The organism is Vibrio sp. RC2502, assembly GCF_054850435.1.
The window spans coordinates 2,101,158-2,116,763 of the sequence record NZ_CM141453.1 but is presented as its reverse complement, the minus strand read 5'-3'; the positions used below and the strand labels follow the sequence as shown (position 1 = coordinate 2,116,763).

17 protein-coding genes are annotated in these 15,606 nt (G+C 44.6%); 7 read left to right on the top strand and 10 right to left on the bottom strand.

Features of this window, described 5'->3' with window-relative positions:
* Positions 1-67: 67 nt before the first annotated feature.
* From ACYJZR_RS09900 to ACYJZR_RS09885, 4 genes are all read right to left on the bottom strand, one after another.
* Positions 68-571: a YchJ family protein gene (locus ACYJZR_RS09900; protein ID WP_015296531.1), complete on the bottom strand. Its 504-nt coding sequence runs from the start codon at positions 569-571 to the stop codon at positions 68-70.
* 73 nt (positions 572-644) lie between these two features.
* Positions 645-1,859, bottom strand: a complete 1,215-nt coding sequence (locus ACYJZR_RS09895) for an EAL and HDOD domain-containing protein (protein ID WP_005459985.1) — start codon at positions 1,857-1,859, stop codon at positions 645-647.
* Positions 1,860-1,967: 108 nt separating this feature from the next.
* On the bottom strand, positions 1,968-2,696 hold the full coding sequence (gene lpxH / locus ACYJZR_RS09890) for a UDP-2,3-diacylglucosamine diphosphatase (protein WP_025505243.1): 729 nt from the start codon (positions 2,694-2,696) through the stop codon (positions 1,968-1,970).
* 60 nt (positions 2,697-2,756) lie between these two features.
* Positions 2,757-3,251 carry a peptidylprolyl isomerase gene (locus ACYJZR_RS09885; RefSeq protein WP_005495708.1) on the bottom strand — a complete coding sequence of 165 codons (495 nt, stop codon included), beginning with the start codon at positions 3,249-3,251 and terminating at the stop codon, positions 2,757-2,759.
* 203 nt (positions 3,252-3,454) lie between these two features.
* Between ACYJZR_RS09885 and cysS the strand changes: the two genes are divergently transcribed.
* Positions 3,455-4,837: a cysteine--tRNA ligase gene (gene cysS / locus ACYJZR_RS09880; RefSeq protein ID WP_005478905.1), complete on the top strand. Its 1,383-nt coding sequence runs from the start codon at positions 3,455-3,457 to the stop codon at positions 4,835-4,837.
* A gap of 82 nt (positions 4,838-4,919) precedes the next feature.
* Complete coding sequence (locus ACYJZR_RS09875) at positions 4,920-5,498, top strand: thymidine kinase (protein ID WP_005450744.1); 579 nt, start codon at positions 4,920-4,922, stop codon at positions 5,496-5,498.
* Positions 5,499-5,570: 72 nt separating this feature from the next.
* On the opposite strand, the gene ACYJZR_RS09870 is transcribed toward ACYJZR_RS09875, so the two are convergent.
* The 3 genes from ACYJZR_RS09870 to ACYJZR_RS09860 are packed head-to-tail and all read right to left on the bottom strand — an operon-like array spanning position 5,571 to position 7,926.
* A complete protein-coding gene (locus tag ACYJZR_RS09870) occupies positions 5,571-6,209 on the bottom strand; it encodes a YdcF family protein (protein WP_005462434.1) in 639 nt (212 codons plus the stop codon).
* A complete protein-coding gene (locus ACYJZR_RS09865) occupies positions 6,206-7,033 on the bottom strand; it encodes an NAD(P)H-binding protein (RefSeq protein WP_406964857.1) in 828 nt (275 codons plus the stop codon). Before ACYJZR_RS09865 ends, ACYJZR_RS09870 begins: the two co-directional genes overlap by 4 nt.
* A gap of 8 nt (positions 7,034-7,041) precedes the next feature.
* Positions 7,042-7,926, bottom strand: a complete 885-nt coding sequence (locus tag ACYJZR_RS09860) for a LysR family transcriptional regulator (protein WP_021449272.1) — start codon at positions 7,924-7,926, stop codon at positions 7,042-7,044.
* Between the two features lie 88 nt (positions 7,927-8,014).
* Between ACYJZR_RS09860 and ACYJZR_RS09855 the strand changes: the two genes are divergently transcribed.
* The gene (locus ACYJZR_RS09855; protein WP_406964860.1) at positions 8,015-8,437 is read left to right on the top strand and encodes a PACE efflux transporter; all 423 of its coding nucleotides are present in this window, start codon (positions 8,015-8,017) and stop codon (positions 8,435-8,437) included.
* 84 nt (positions 8,438-8,521) lie between these two features.
* On the opposite strand, the gene ACYJZR_RS09850 is transcribed toward ACYJZR_RS09855, so the two are convergent.
* Positions 8,522-8,758, bottom strand: coding sequence for a TIGR02647 family protein (locus ACYJZR_RS09850; RefSeq protein ID WP_005462432.1), 237 nt, complete (start codon positions 8,756-8,758; stop codon positions 8,522-8,524).
* Positions 8,759-9,057: 299 nt separating this feature from the next.
* Here ACYJZR_RS09850 and focA point away from each other — a divergent pair, with 299 nt between their 5' ends.
* Positions 9,058-9,918 carry a formate transporter FocA gene (gene focA / locus ACYJZR_RS09845; RefSeq protein WP_005462425.1) on the top strand — a complete coding sequence of 287 codons (861 nt, stop codon included), beginning with the start codon at positions 9,058-9,060 and terminating at the stop codon, positions 9,916-9,918.
* A 72-nt stretch (positions 9,919-9,990) separates the two neighbouring features.
* On the opposite strand, the gene ACYJZR_RS09840 is transcribed toward focA, so the two are convergent.
* On the bottom strand, positions 9,991-10,128 hold the full coding sequence (locus ACYJZR_RS09840; RefSeq protein ID WP_005478877.1) for a hypothetical protein: 138 nt from the start codon (positions 10,126-10,128) through the stop codon (positions 9,991-9,993).
* Between the two features lie 237 nt (positions 10,129-10,365).
* The gene (locus ACYJZR_RS09835; RefSeq protein WP_218765208.1) at positions 10,366-11,178 is read right to left on the bottom strand and encodes an ABC transporter permease; all 813 of its coding nucleotides are present in this window, start codon (positions 11,176-11,178) and stop codon (positions 10,366-10,368) included.
* A 461-nt stretch (positions 11,179-11,639) separates the two neighbouring features.
* On the opposite strand from ACYJZR_RS09835, the gene torE reads away from it, so the two are divergent.
* The 3 genes from torE to torA are packed head-to-tail and all read left to right on the top strand — an operon-like array spanning position 11,640 to position 15,541.
* Positions 11,640-11,819, top strand: a complete 180-nt coding sequence (gene torE / locus ACYJZR_RS09830; RefSeq protein ID WP_005450728.1) for a trimethylamine N-oxide reductase system protein TorE — start codon at positions 11,640-11,642, stop codon at positions 11,817-11,819.
* Positions 11,820-11,869: 50 nt separating this feature from the next.
* Complete coding sequence (gene torC / locus ACYJZR_RS09825) at positions 11,870-13,054, top strand: pentaheme c-type cytochrome TorC (RefSeq protein ID WP_005462368.1); 1,185 nt, start codon at positions 11,870-11,872, stop codon at positions 13,052-13,054.
* 24 nt (positions 13,055-13,078) lie between these two features.
* A complete protein-coding gene (torA, locus tag ACYJZR_RS09820; protein WP_005462326.1) occupies positions 13,079-15,541 on the top strand; it encodes a trimethylamine-N-oxide reductase TorA in 2,463 nt (820 codons plus the stop codon).
* The last annotated feature ends 65 nt before the right edge of the window (positions 15,542-15,606 follow it).

Sequence of the window (15,606 nt, the reverse complement as noted above, 5' to 3'; positions counted from 1 at the left end):
TTCAAATCAAAGAAATAAAACAAAGGCTTCCATTTGGAAGCCTTTGTTTTTTCTTGATAGTGCGATTTTATCCGCAGCACTTTTTAAATTTCTTACCGCTGCCACAAATACATGGATCGTTACGGCCTACTTTTAAGCTGCTGATGGATTGATTAAGTCGCGGATCTTGCTCGGATTCTTCTTCAGGGAAAGTGCCATCAATGTAATACCACAGCCCATCTTCTTTCACGAAGCGTGAACGCTCGCTCAGGCAGTAGCGTTGGCCGTCTTCATTGAAATAGGCGTTGAACTCAACAAAGCCTTCATTTTCATGGCTGCCAGCTTCTGCTTTGACGACTTCCAGTTTGCACCAATCGCTGTCGATCGATTGTGCGATACCTTCACGTTGTTCTTCTGCGTTACAACTTGGGTGATATGTTTTCACAACGTAGTCAACGAGGCCTAGCACATGAGCGCTATAGCGAGAGCGCATTAACTGTTCTGGTGTTTTGACGTCAGCGTGATTGTTGTGCGCAATTTCGCAACACTGCTGGTAGGTACGGTTAGCGCCGCAAGGACAAGAAGAAGCCATAAGATGAAATCTCGTTAGGTAAAGCGATGAAACAAATAATCCCAATAGAGTGGGAGAGAAGCATTATAGCGAGTTAAGGTGTTTGAGAAAGCAGTTCTTGAGCCCACTCTGTCGATTCATTGAACGCATCAGCTAGCTGAGTTTCCGTTAACTTCAATACGGAGCAGTATCTTTCAGCCAGTTCCCAATCTGCTTGTTCGTAAGCAATACACATAGAAAGGAGATACCCAAGCACACCTTTTCGGCTTGTCAGGGCGAGCTTAATATCTTCATCGACGGGAATGTCTTCAATCACATCCGACAGAGGTTGATCGAGCAGCGAGCCTAGTAATGAGAACATACCAGTCAGAAAGGCTTGTCCAGGATCGTACTTGGTTTTCATTTGGCTAAGCAAAATTTCACACATACGAGCGCGTTGAATAGCAAGCGAGTAGAGTGAATCAGGCTTGTCCTCTTGCACAGAAGCAATCGCAACCAGAGAAATAAAGCGTCGTAAACGTTCTTCGCCCAGATAAATCAGCGCCTGTCTAAACGATTTGATCTTGGTTGTGAGCGTGTAACCCGAGTTGACGTAAGTGAGCAACTTATAAGAAAGCGTCACATCAATAGAGAACAGACGCTCCACTTCATTGAAGTCGATGGGTTTGTCAGCAATCTCTTTACACAACTGGATGACGGTTAAAAACGCCGGGTTGAGGCGCTTCTTTTGGATCATTTCTGGTTTACTAAAGAAGTAACCTTGAAAGTAGTTAAAACCAGCGTCAAGCGCTTGTTCAAACTCTTCATAGGTTTCGACTTTTTCAGCCAAAAAATCGATATTAAACTGGCTCAATGCTTGGATGAAAATTGCCGCTTTTTCAATTGGTACTAAACGAATATCAAATTTGATCATCGATACGTACGGAAGAAAGCGTTTCCAAGCCTTAGTTGGTACAAAGTCGTCGAGTGCAATTCGGTAGCCGCATTCGTGCAGATGTTTTATTGCATCGAGAAGCTCTTGCGTAGGCTCACAATCTTCGAGTACTTCAATAACCAGAGAATCTTTCGGAAACAGTGTCGGAACAAGGTTGACCAAGCTTTGGTGGGGAAAGTTAACAAAACCGAGTTTGTTACCTAACGTGTTGTAATGCGTCGACAAAAAATGATCAGATAGCAGTCGACTAGTAGCAAGCTCAGGTTCTACTTCAGGGAAGGTATTTTTGGGGCCGTCTCGAAAGAGAAGTTCGTAACCTATGGTTCGCTTTTCTCTGTCTAGAATCGGTTGGCGAGCTACGTAAGAATACTTCAATTAGGTACTTCGTTCTGTTTAACTTAGTAATATGATAATAGCGATTTTTTACAAAATATCTACGCTTTGAATGCGAATCTTCTACATGTTCGACATGCTTAGCGTAAATTATGTGTTGAAAGGCCGGTTTTGCAGTTCAAAACCATCAGAATTCACTTGTAAAACTGAGCCTTGCGTATACCAGTCCCCTAAGACGATGCGCGTGTTTTTAGCACCATTTGCGTCAAAAAAATGTGTATTTGGGCGATGAGTGTGCCCATGAATCATCAAGTTGACGCAATTCTGAGACATCACTTTTTCAACTTCGCTTTGATTCACGTCCATGATATCTAAAGACTTCATCTGCTTATCGTCGCGAATGTCTGATTGAACTTTAGAGACAATTTTTTTCTTTAAACACCATGGGATGCGTTTAAAGATCCATTGTAACCAAGGCTGATGCACAGTTTTACGAAATTTCTGATATTCCACGTCATCAGTACACAGGGTATCGCCGTGTAAAATCACCGCTTTTGTGCCATATAAGTCGATGGTGCAAACGTCATCAAGCAAAGTGATGCCCGTCTCTTTACAAAAGCGTTCGCCCAACAAGAAGTCACGATTGCCTTGAATAAAGAAAACCGGGACACCTTGGTCGGTGAGCGTTTTGAACTCGGTACGAATTTGGTTTGCAAACGGTGTTTTGTCATCATCACCGACCCAAAACTCGAAAAGATCGCCTAATACATAAAGAGCTTCGGCATTTTTGGCTTCCGTACGCATAAATGTAATGAAACATTCTGTGATGTCAGGACGTGACGGCGTAAGGTGCAAGTCTGATATAAATAATGTCGTCATAGAAATAAGGGGAGGCGAAGCCTCCCCAATTACTTATCTCTTGGGAATAATTCGCAAGAATTACTCTGCGATTGTAGTACCAGTGATTACCACGTCTTCTAGTGGTACGTCTTGGTGCATGCCGTGAGAACCAGTGCTAACGCCCTTGATCTTGTTTACAACGTCCATACCTTCTACAACTTCACCGAATACACAGTAACCCCAACCATCTAGGCTTTCGCTACGGAAATCTAGGAAAGTGTTGTTGTTTACGTTGATGAAGAACTGAGAGCTTGCAGAATGTGGTTCCATCGTACGAGCCATAGCAATCGTACCTACTTTGTTGCTTAGGCCGTTGTTTGCTTCGTTCTTGATAGGTGCACGTGTCGATTTTTCACGTAGACCTGATTCCATGCCGCCACCTTGGATCATGAAACCGTCAATAACACGGTGGAAAAGAGTGTTGTCGTAAAAGCCGTCGCGGCAGTACTGAAGGAAGTTTGCGCTTGTCTCTGGCGCTTTCTCTTCGTTTAGTTGAATCTTGATGTCACCAAAATTAGTGTGAAGGGTGATCATGCTACTTTCCTTTACTGTGTTGTGTTGAGCCCGAGATTCTAGCCTAAGTTATAACGCATTAAAAACTCGAGAAGAGTAAATTCTTCGTTTTGTGCTTGAAGTTTAGCCGATTATCGTTTTATCGGTTAATTGCTATTACCTAATAAGGTCGGACTTGATATACTCGACGTTCTTGTATTCATTCACAATCATAGATAGAGATCATGTTAAAGATATATAACACACTCACAAGACAGAAAGAGGAATTCAAACCAATTACAGCCGGTAAAGTTGGCATGTATGTCTGTGGGGTAACCATCTACGATCTCTGTCACATCGGCCACGGCCGCACCTTCGTTTCTTTTGACGTAGTATCACGTTATCTGCGCTACCTTGGTTACGACCTAACGTTTGTTCGCAATATCACAGATATTGATGACAAAATCATCAAACGTGCAGCAGAAAACGGCGAATCTTGTGAATCACTTACAGAACGTTTGATTGGCGACATGCACGCAGACTTTGATGCATTGAACATGAAGCGTCCTGACGTTGAGCCGCGCGCAACACAATTTATCGCAGAAATCATCGAATTGGTTGAAAAGCTTATCGAACGTGGTTTCGCATACGTTGCAGACAACGGCGACGTCATGTTTGAAGTGGGTAAGTTTGACGAGTACGGCAAGCTTTCTAAGCAAGATCTTGATCAGCTACAAGCTGGTGCGCGCGTTGATATCGAAACTGCAAAACGCAGCCCACTAGACTTCGTTCTTTGGAAAATGTCTAAACCAGGCGAGCCAACATGGGAATCTCCATGGGGCCCAGGTCGTCCAGGTTGGCACATTGAATGTTCAGCAATGAACTCTACGATCCTAGGCGATCATTTCGATATTCACGGCGGTGGCTCTGATCTACAGTTCCCACACCACGAAAACGAAATCGCACAATCTTGCTGTGCACACGACACTAAGTACGTAAATACTTGGATGCACAGTGGCATGGTGATGGTAGACCGCGAAAAGATGTCTAAATCTTTAGGCAACTTCTTCACTATTCGTGACGTTCTTGGTCACTACGATGCTGAAACCGTGCGTTACTTCCTAATGTCTGGTCACTACCGTAGCCAATTGAACTACAGTGAAGATAACCTAAACCAAGCACGCGCTTCTCTTGAGCGTCTATACACTTCTCTGCGTGGTCTGGATTTAAATGCAGCACCTGCGGGTGGTGAGGAGTATGTATCTCGCTTTACTGCAGCGATGAATGACGACTTCAACACACCAGAAGCATACTCAGTTCTGTTTGATATGGCGCGCGAAGTTAACCGCCTTAAGACAGAAAGCGTAGAGAAAGCGAGTGAACTTGGTGCGCTAATGCGCGAACTAGCAGACGTGATTGGTATTCTTTATCAAGATCCTGAAGCTTTCCTAAAAGGTAATGCTGGCAACGATGATGAAGTCGCTGAAATTGAAGCGCTAATCAAACTGCGTAACGACTCGCGTGCTTCGAAAGATTGGGCAAACGCCGACATGGCACGTGATAAGCTGACGGAAATGGGCATTGTCCTCGAGGATGGCCCAGAAGGCACAACGTGGCGTCGTAAGTAATTGAATCTTTTAAAAGGGCTGATGATTCAGCCCTTTTATTTTCCAATTTCATCAATAAAATTTTAACTTTAGGTAATGCTCTGTGGCTCAGATGTATTTCTATTACTCAGCAATGAATGCGGGTAAATCGACAACTCTTCTTCAATCTTCATTTAACTACCAAGAACGCGGTATGACGCCAGTGATTTTCACTGCGGCGTTGGACGACCGTTATGGTGTAGGCAAAGTAAGTTCTCGTATTGGTTTACAATCGGATGCGCATTTGTTCCGTCCAGATACGAACCTATATCAAGAGATTGCGGCCCTGCATGAAGTCGAAAAACGTCACTGTATTCTTATTGACGAGTGTCAGTTCCTATCGAAAGAGCAGGTTTACCAACTTACAGAGGTAGTGGATAAGCTGCATATTCCAGTACTTTGCTATGGTCTTCGTACCGATTTTCTTGGCGAACTTTTTGAAGGCAGTAAGTACCTACTCTCTTGGGCTGATAAGCTGGTTGAGTTGAAGACGATTTGCCACTGTGGCCGAAAAGCAAACATGGTTATCCGCACCGACGAACACGGAGTCGCAATCAAAGAAGGTGACCAAGTGGCAATTGGTGGCAACGACCGTTATGTCTCGGTTTGCCGTCAGCACTACAAAGAAGCCCTAGGTAAATAAACCTATCCATTCAGCTTCAAAGCAATACAGAAAAGCCACCGAATTCGGTGGCTTTTTAATTGTTCATTTCGCTCAGACGAGATCAAAACCGAATCGCTCTAACAAGACTTGATAAGATGAATCCACTTGCTTTGGAATGTCTTGCTTAGTTTGAAATCCTTTTTCGGGATAGCTTTTGACGCGGGAAAAATCTTCCATCAGCGCTTCTAACACCATCATTAGCGGCATGTCTTCGTTGATGTATTCGAAGAATGGATGAGCGGTAGAACTGACTTGCACTTGCGAGTAGGGCGATTGCCATTGCTTCTCAAACGTAGCGATGGCGCGGCGTTCCATAAATGGCTTTTGCACTAAAATAATAGATTCGCATTGGATGCCTTTCTCTTTTAATAACTGCTCGGTGAAACGGACGTTTTCTCCACTATTGGTTGAACGTGTTTCTACTAAAATGGCATCGCTTGGTACGCCAGCTAAACGCGCAATGTCTGCAAATGTTTCGGCTTCACTTTTTTCAAACAACCCATCCGTAAAACGGCCTTCACCACCGGAGAACACAATCAATGGTGCGAGTTTTTGGTGGTAAAGCGCAGCGGCGTGCTCAGCAACTCGCACGTCGTTACTGCACATAACAAACAAGCAGTCGGCAGGCTTTAAATCCTGTTTTAGCTGCATGTAATCCCAAAGCGTTTCTATATGTTGATATAACTTCATAGTGCATCCAGCGTTGAATTGAATCGGAATTGATACCCAAGTGAAACCAGTTTGTCCGCTAAAATGCGTTTATCGGCATCTTCTGTAACGGGAGGTAGCGAAATCTCTGCGCCACTTTTGGTGATTGCTGCTTGGTAAAACTCAGCTTTGCTCACCGTGTGAGGCGTTGTGACATTAATGATCTGATTACTCAGGTGATCCAATGCAAATTGTGCCACAGCGACTGCGTCACTTTGATGAAGCATGTTGGCTGGAGCTTTACGGCTGACTTGTTTTAGGCGCATGGCAAAGCGAGCGGGGTGTCTGTCTGGGCCAATCAAACCACTGCAACGTAAGATGGCGTAGTTTATGCCAGAGTCGATGACGGATTGCTCCGCTTCGAGCATGATTTTCGCATTATCAGAAAAGTGAGGGTGGGTTTGCGCGAGAGCGAGCGATGCGAATTCTTCTTTCATATCCGTTGGTAAATTAGGGTAGACCGTTGTAGAGCTGATCATGACGAGCTTTTCAATCGCATTCTGTTTTGCCGCTTTAACTAACGTTGACCATTGCTGCGCATACTCTCGACCAGACCCTCGACGAAACCCAGGTGGAAACGCACCAACAATACGCTCAATACGATTCGAATGAATTATTTCATCCAGTTTTTGCGCTGCGTTTTCATCGTTGAGATCAAGCAGGGCGGCGTTAGCAATAGTGGATGGCCGTTCATCTAACCGAGCTTGGCTACGACGCGTAACAACTACATCATGTCCCTCGACTAACAAGGCTTGCGCTAGTGGAGTACCAAGCCAACCTGCACCTACAATCAATGTGTTTGCCATTGTTTATCCTACTTAACTGTTTGCTCAAAGAGAGTAATGAGCTCTGCTTTGGCTTGTTGATGGAGGGGATCAGAATGCCATTTTTGATGCTGAATCAGGTCAACATTGACTTGCCAAGCCAGCTTTGTGAAATCATCCCCAACTTTTTTTAACGTGTTTGGTGAGTCTGCGACTAAGTGCTCCGGCAGGAAGCACCATCCAAACCCTTTGTTCGCTAATTCTAACAAAATGTAGTAGTTATCAGCGTACCAGATATCTGGGCTCAATGCTTGGTTGAGGCTACCTGGCTCTGCACTCTTTGAGCGTATCACCAGTTGGCGATATTGTTTGAGTTGATCGATATGGGTAATTCGCTGAGCCGCTAATGGGTGATCGGAAGAGACATACACATCGAATGCGATATTACCAAGATTGGTAAAATCGATATGCCTAGGCATTTGCAGATCGCTCAGAATAATTCCGGTGGTCGCACGTTCAGATTTCACCAGTTCAATAATGTCTGGGCTAGATGCCGTTAAACATTCGACTTGTAGTTGCGGAAATTGTTGCTCTAGGTTTTTAAGCACATCCGGTAATCGAGTCAGCGGAATCCCTTCATCAATCGCGAGAACAAGCTCGCTCGCCTGCGCAGAAAAGAGCTGAGTCGCTTTATTGTTTAATCGGTCGAGTTGACTGATCGCCGCTTGCGCGTAAGGCATCAGTGCATGGCCGTTCTCGGTCAGTTTGGGATAACGGCCGGAGCGATCAAACAGATCGACACCACAGTCGAGTTCCATGTTCATAATGTGTTGGCTTATCACGGATTGGGCTCGACCTAACTTTCTCGCTGCTGCGGAAAATGAGCCGGATTCGGATGTGGCAACAAACGCCTGCAATTGTTCGATAGTAAACATATCGTTTTTACCGATGGTATCTAACTTTTTATTATCTCAATCATAGATAAAATTTCAGTCATTGAGTAGAACAAATGGGTAGATAATCATGACTCGTAACGAACGAATTTTCCACGCAGTACTTTTTGAATTGATGGCGTTAGCGATCATTGTGCCTACAGCTGCGTTGATCACAGGCAAAGATTCAAGTGATTTGGCGTTAGTAGGGATCGGTTTGAGTTTGTACACCGTAGTTTGGAACTACATTTACAACTTGTACTTCGATAAGTGGTTTGGCAGCAACCGAGCAGACAGAAGTTTAGCAATGCGCCTTGGTCACACCATTGGGTTTGAAGGTGGGTTGATCTTTATTTCTATACCTGTGATCGCATGGTTCTTGGAGATTACGTTCCTTCAAGCATTGATGCTCGAAGCAGGGTTTCTAGTCTTCTTCTTGTTTTACGCCACAGGCTTTAACTGGTTGTACGATAAAGTTCAACCGTTTGGGAAAATGAGAAAGTTACTGGTGTAGCCGAGTGAGATTCCCCAAATGCGATTGGAGTAACTAGAAAAAAGCCACCGTATTTCGGTGGCTTTATTGGTCAGTGGGCGGTAGTTATTCTGCAGAAAGTACGCGTAAGATTTTGTCTGCGTGTTCTGCAACTTCAATACCTTCGTCGGTTAGATAACCACCATCAGGTTGCGTACACAATTGCTTTTGGTAAAGACGCGCAACTGCTGCTTGCATCTCTTCTGAGGCATCTGAATGGACTTTAATGCCTGTCGCTGCACTGCTTAAATCGAATTGAAGAAGAAGGTTCAGTTCGGCGATGTGTTCAGCTGAATATTTCATAGATAATTCCTTTGCGCTTTTTTATCCAAGCTAGTCTTAAAACCAGTGTTGAGCAACACAAAACAACAAGAAGTGTTAACTGCATTGCTATCAGACTGATATAACGTGGAATTTTTGTTCGAACGCTGAGTATCTTGTTTAATATCAATGATAGTTAAGACAACAAACTATAGTTGAGTTTTATCGATTTCCGTCTCACCAACAACATTTTTAGTAAACATGAAAAATAGCCCTTGAAAAAGTCAGGAAATGGAGCGATTATCCGCGCCTCTTTAATTGTTTCTAAATGTTACACTTCCATGAACTTCAATCAGTTTGACTCTTTATTGCCACCTCAGGCTGCTGAACGTGCCGCCGAAGTAGGTGTAGGCAAAGCAACGAAAGCTCCAATCAAATCTTTTCTGCTCGCCATTTCTGCGGGGCTTCATATTGGTATTGCTTTCATTTTCTATACCACAGTAACGACAGGCGCGGGCGATCTGCCTTGGGGCATCACACGACTCATTGGCGGTCTAGCATTTAGCCTTGGTTTGATTTTGGTGGTGGTTACTGGCGGCGAGCTTTTTACCAGTTCGGTTCTGACTCTGGTTGCGCGTGCGAGTGGCAAAATTTCATGGAAAACGCTGGTTAAAAACTGGTTTGTGGTTTATTTCGGCAATATGGTTGGCGCTATTTTGCTGGTGGCGTGTATGTTGGTGACAAAGCAATACATGTTCGATCACGGTCAAGTTGGTTTGAATGCCATGGCCATTTCACAACATAAATTGCACCATGGTTTTTTTGCGGCGGTTGCACTTGGCATCATGTGTAACGTGTTAGTTTGTATTGCGGTTTGGATGACATTCAGTGGCCGTACATTAACAGACAAAATCGCGGTAATGATTTTGCCAGTAGCGATGTTCGTCTCCGCTGGTTTTGAGCACTGTATTGCGAACATGTTCCAAGTTCCAATGGCTATTGGTATCAAATACTTTGCGCCAGAAGCCTTCTGGCAAATGACAGGTGCTGATATCGCAAATTATGCGGACTTGAACATGATGGGCTTTATCGTTAACAACCTTATCCCAGTCACGATCGGTAACATCATCGGCGGCGGTGTGTTCGTCGGTATGTGGTACTGGATGATCTATCTACGTGATGAAGACAAGCATCTGCGATAGAGCCCAAAGAAAGAGAAAGGCGAGCTAGGTAGCTCGCCTTTTTTGTACGTCGTATTTGGGTGAAAGTGCTTTCTAAATCAGCTCTTCATTGATTCCAAACTCGTTTGGCAACCAGTGAGAAGTGATCTCTTTTGGCTCTTGCACAAGCCATTCAACCGGCAAGTCAGACAGTAACTCATCGTGTTTTTCCGCCATGATCAATACGTCCATGATATCTGCTCCATTTTGTCTCTAAGCACAATGTAGAAGCCGAAGATGTCATTGAGTTGACTAAAATGTGACCATTGCATGTTGATAAGACAGGAGACTCAGAAATGTGGCTATGTTTCTGGTTGCGTATATCTTTTGGTGGCTTATCCACATTTTCTGTGGATAACCTGTATCAAAGATCGTGAGTATCTCTGAAGATCCAGAAAATTTCATAAAATTAGGGGGTTATGTGGCCAATTACTGACCTCGCTTCATTCCATCAACTGGGCGTACTTTGACCGTAACACGGCCTTCTTTTGTTTGTACAAAGCTCAATGTCATTTCAAGTGTGATGGCAACAGAGACGCTCATCATGACAAAAATAGCTAGCATGATGACTAGTTGATATTTAATGGCAACCAATGGGCTTGCGCCCCCTAGGATTTGCCCCGTCATCATACCAGGAAGCGTGACAAGGCCCATCGTGGTCATTGAGGCTAGCGTTGGCGCTAACGATTTTCTCAGAGCCTCCTGAACGAAAGGAAAGGAAGCGTATTTAGGGGCGGCACCCAGTGAGATGGCAGCTTCGTACTCAGATTTACGCTCTTCAAAAGCAGAGAATAAGTTTTGTAGCGCGATGATATTACTGCTCAGACTATTGCCTAACAGCATGCCTGCCAATGGGATCATATATTGTGCATTGTAAAGCGGAGTAGGGCGCACCAAGCCAGCGGTGATCGCAATTAGTAATGGAAACAAGCCACATACAAGCCCAGTTAGAAGTGGCAGCATGAGCGGCTTTTTCGGTAAACGTGCTTTCCCTGCAATGGAACTTGCTCCTACGACGAGCATAATCGCAAGCCAAAGTAAGTTGATGATCAAGCTGTTTAATTGAAAGAGATATTCAAGATAAACACCGATCAGAACGAGCTGTAAAGTCATACGCACAACGCTGACTGATGCATCTTTCGCGATGCCTAATCTATAGCGTGCATTGATCGCAAATGGCACTAACAGAATCAAACTGAAAGCCGCTAATTTTGCCCAACTAATGTCCACCACATTGTTCATAATCACTCCTTGAAATTGCCGCTTAGAATTGTAACCAACCCCATTCTCTATATGAATCTCAATGGGTAATTTTTGCTTTTTTCATGGTGGAAATTGCGAGAGGTTTTATAAAATGTTTTTTATCATTTTGTTTACAAGTCATTATCTTTTTCAAGAGTTTGAGTAATTTTTCGGCACGAATTTTACCGCTCAAATGTAATTTATGTTTTGTAAATGTTGTAAGTTTAACAAGGTTTTAAAAGACTTATTTTTTCATATCTGTTCATGTTTTTTAATAAATAATATCAATCCCACACAACTCTGGATGAGCTCAAAAAAGTGTTGAATTACAAGGCTTGAAGGGAGTTATTTGATTGAACCTTACTATTAGTATGGTCTAACATTTTCAATTAGAGATTGTAAAAACTTAAGCTTGGTTACACGGGCTTTTCAATAACACTAGATACAAAATAGGCAAATGTATGAGTGATGTTAATAAAATTGAGAGTGGCGAAAAACGCTCACTGGAGTGGAAGTCTTTCCTCTTCATTGCAGTTGTTCTCTTCCCAATTCTGAGTGTGGCTTTCGTAGGCGGCTACGGATTTATCGTTTGGGCACTACAAGTGTTCTTCTTTGGTCCTCCAGGCGCACACGGCATGTAAGCCAGTGAGCTCACAACCACACTTTTGAAAAGATTTTAAGAGAGCAAATAATGAAATCATTAATCATTAAACTGTGGCGTACGATGACGCGCCCGGCAGTTCATATCAGCCTTGGCGTGCTGACTATGGGCGGTTTCATCGCTGGTGTTATTTTCTGGGGTGGATTTAACACCGCGCTAGAAGCAACCAACACTGAAGAATTCTGTATTAGCTGTCACACCATGCGTGACAACGTATACGTTGAGCTGCAAGACACGGTTCACTGGAAAAACCACTCTGGTGTTCGTGCTACTTGTCCTGACTGTCACGTTCCTCACAACTGGACTGACAAAATCGCTCGTAAAATGCAGGCTTCTAAAGAAGTATTTGCGCAAGTTTTTGGCAACTACTCTGAACCTGGCGTTTTCGAAGAGCGTCGTATCGAACTTGCTAAACACGAATGGGATCGTTTCTCTGCAAACAAATCTCTAGAGTGTAAAAACTGTCACAACTACGAGTCTATGGACTTCGAGCAAATGTCTCCAACCGCTCGTATCCAGATGAAGCAAGCGGCAGAAAAAGATCAAAGCTGTGTTGACTGTCACAAAGGTATCGCGCACAACCTACCAGCAGGTATGGATAGCATCGGCGGTATCGTGGGTGATCTAGAGCAAATGACATCAGGTACTGACTACGCAGTAGGTCAAGAGCTCGTAAGTATTCGTCACCTTCCAATTTACTTTGACGCGCAAGGTGCGAAAGAAGCGGGTCTTCTAAACCCTGCATCAACAGTAAAAGTTCTGGAAGATAAAGGTGACTTCATCGAAATCGAAATTGACGGCTGGCGTAAAGCGAAAGGCTTTGGTCGCGTAATTCAAGAAGATTTCGGTAAGAACATTGCAACTGCGTCTCTACTTAAAGAAGCGTCTACAGACAGCAACATCGTTACGACTGGTGAAAAACGAGTGGACGAGCTGACTGGTCTTCCTTGGGAGAAAGTGGCAGCGAAAGTATGGATCAAGAAAGAGTCTATGCTGAACGACATCAACCCTGTATGGGAAAAATCGAAAGAAGCATACAAAACAAACTGTTCTGTATGTCATACACAACCAGCTGAAGCGCACTTCGATGCGAACACTTGGCCAGGTATGTTCGACGGCATGCTTGCGTTCGTTAACCTAGATACAGACAGTGAAGCACTGATCTTGAAATATCTACAGAAGCACTCTTCAGATTATGCTGAAGGCCACCACTAATAAGCGCGGATTGGAGTAATTTAAATGGCTATTACACGAAGAAGTTTTCTTAAAGGTGTAGCAACCACAAGTGCAGCGTCAGTTATCGGTCCAAGCTTATTGGCGTCAGCTTCTGCAAACGCAGCTGAGTCGACTGGTACTTGGAAAGTAACAGGCTCACACTGGGGCGCGTTCCGCGCCCACATCTACGCGGGTAAAGTTCAAGAGATCAAACCGCTAGAACTAGACAAAAACCCAACAGAAATGTTGAACGGCATCAAGGGTATTATCTACAGCCCTTCACGTGTTCGTTACCCAATGGTTCGTCTAGATTGGTTGAAGAAACATAAATACAGCGCGGATACTCGTGGTAACAACCGTTTCATCCGTGTGACTTGGGATGAAGCTCTAGACTTGTTCTACCGTGAGCTAGAACGTGTTCAAAAAGAATACGGTCCTTGGGCTCTGCATGCTGGTCAAACTGGTTGGAACCAAACAGGTTCATTTAACAACTGTACCGCGCACATGCAACGTGCAGTAGGTATGCACGGTAACTTCATCACTAAAGTAGGCGACTACTCGACTGGTGCAGGTCAAACCATCATGCCTTACGTACTTGGTTCAACTGAAGTTTACGCACAAGGTACGTCTTGGTCTGAAATCCTTGAGAACTCAGACAACATTATTCTGTGGGCAAACGACCCAGTGAAAAACCTACAAGTAGGTTGGAACTGTGAAACTCACGAATCATTCAAGTACCTTGCAGAGCTAAAAGAAAAAGTAGCGAAAGGCGAGATCAACGTTCTGTCTGTTGACCCAGTTAAGAACAAAACACAACGCTACCTAGAGAACGATCACCTGTACATCAACCCGATGACAGACGTAGCGTTCATGCTGGCTGTGGCTCATGTTCTGTACAACGAAAACCTGTACGACAAGAAGTTCATTGATACTTACTGTCTAGGCTTTGAAGAGTTCATCCAATACGTTCAAGGTAAGACAAAAGACAAAGTAGAGAAGACACCAGAATGGGCAGCGGCTATCTGTGGCGTGAAAGCGGACAAGATTCGTGAATTCGCACGCATGCTAGTAAGCGGCCGTACACAGATCCTGATGGGTTGGTGTATCCAGCGTCAAGAGCATGGTGAGCAGCCATACTGGGCGGCGGCTGTGGTTGCGGCAATGGTTGGTCAAATCGGTCTACCTGGCGGTGGTATCTCTTACGGTCACCACTACTCAAGTATCGGTGTGCCTTCTACTGGTTTCGCGGGCCCTGGTGGCTTCCCTCGTAACCTTGACCAAGGTATGAAGCCGAAGTGGGACAACAACGACTTTAACGGTTACAGCCGTACTATCCCAGTTGCACGTTGGATCGACTGTCTGCTTGAGCCAGGCAAAGAGATCAACTACAACGGCGGTAAAGTGAAACTGCCAGACTTCAAGATGATGGTTATCTCGGGTTGTAACCCATGGCACCACCATCAAGATCGTAACCGCATGAAGAAAGCGTTCCGCAAACTTCAAACGGTTGTAACGATCGAGTTTGCTTGGACTGCAACATGTCGTTTCTCTGACATCGTTCTACCTGCGTGTACGCAGTGGGAACGTAACGACATCGACGTGTACGGTTCATACTCGAACAAAGGTCTGATCGCGATGCATCGTCTCGTTGATCCATTGTTCCAATCTAAGCCTGACTTCCAAATCATGAGTGAACTAACTCAGCGTTTTGGTCGCCGCGAAGAATACACTCGTGGTATGAGCGAGATGGAGTGGATCGAAAGCCTATACAACGATTGTAAGAAAGCGAACGAAGGTAAGTTCGAAATGCCAGAATTCAATGAGTTCTGGGAGAAGAGCGTACTAGACTTCGGTGAAGGTAAACCTTGGGTTCGTCACGCGGACTTCCGTAAAGACCCTGAGCTTAACCCTCTAGGTACACCGTCTGGCTTCATCGAGATTACATCACGTAAGATCGGCCGTTACGGTTACGAACACTGTCAAGAGCACCCAATGTGGTTCGAAAAATCAGAGCGTTCACACGGTGGCCCTGGTTCAGACAAATACCCATTCTGGTTGCAGTCTTGTCACCCAGACAAGCGTCTGCACTCTCAAATGTGTGAGTCTGAAGAGTTCCGCGCGACATACGCGGTGCAAGGTCGTGAGCCTGTTTACATCAACCCAATCGATGCAAAAGCAAAAGGCATCAAAGACGGTGACTTGGTACGCGTATTCAACGGCCGCGGTCAGCTACTAGCTGGTGCTGTTCTAACTGACAGCTACCCACGTGGCGTTATCCGTATCGAAGAAGGCGCATGGTATGGCCCTCTAAACGAGAAAGAAGGCGCAATCTGTACTTACGGTGACCCTAATACGCTAACGCAGGACATCGGCTCTTCTGAGCTTGCTCAAGCGACTTCTGCGAACACATGTATCGTAGACTTCGAGAAGTTCACAGGCAAAGTACCGCCAGTGACTTCATTCGGTGGTCCAATCGAAGTTGCTTAATTAGTGCAATTTGCATAAATCGAAATACCAGCCTTCGGGCTGGTATTTTTTTAACCAAAATTTCA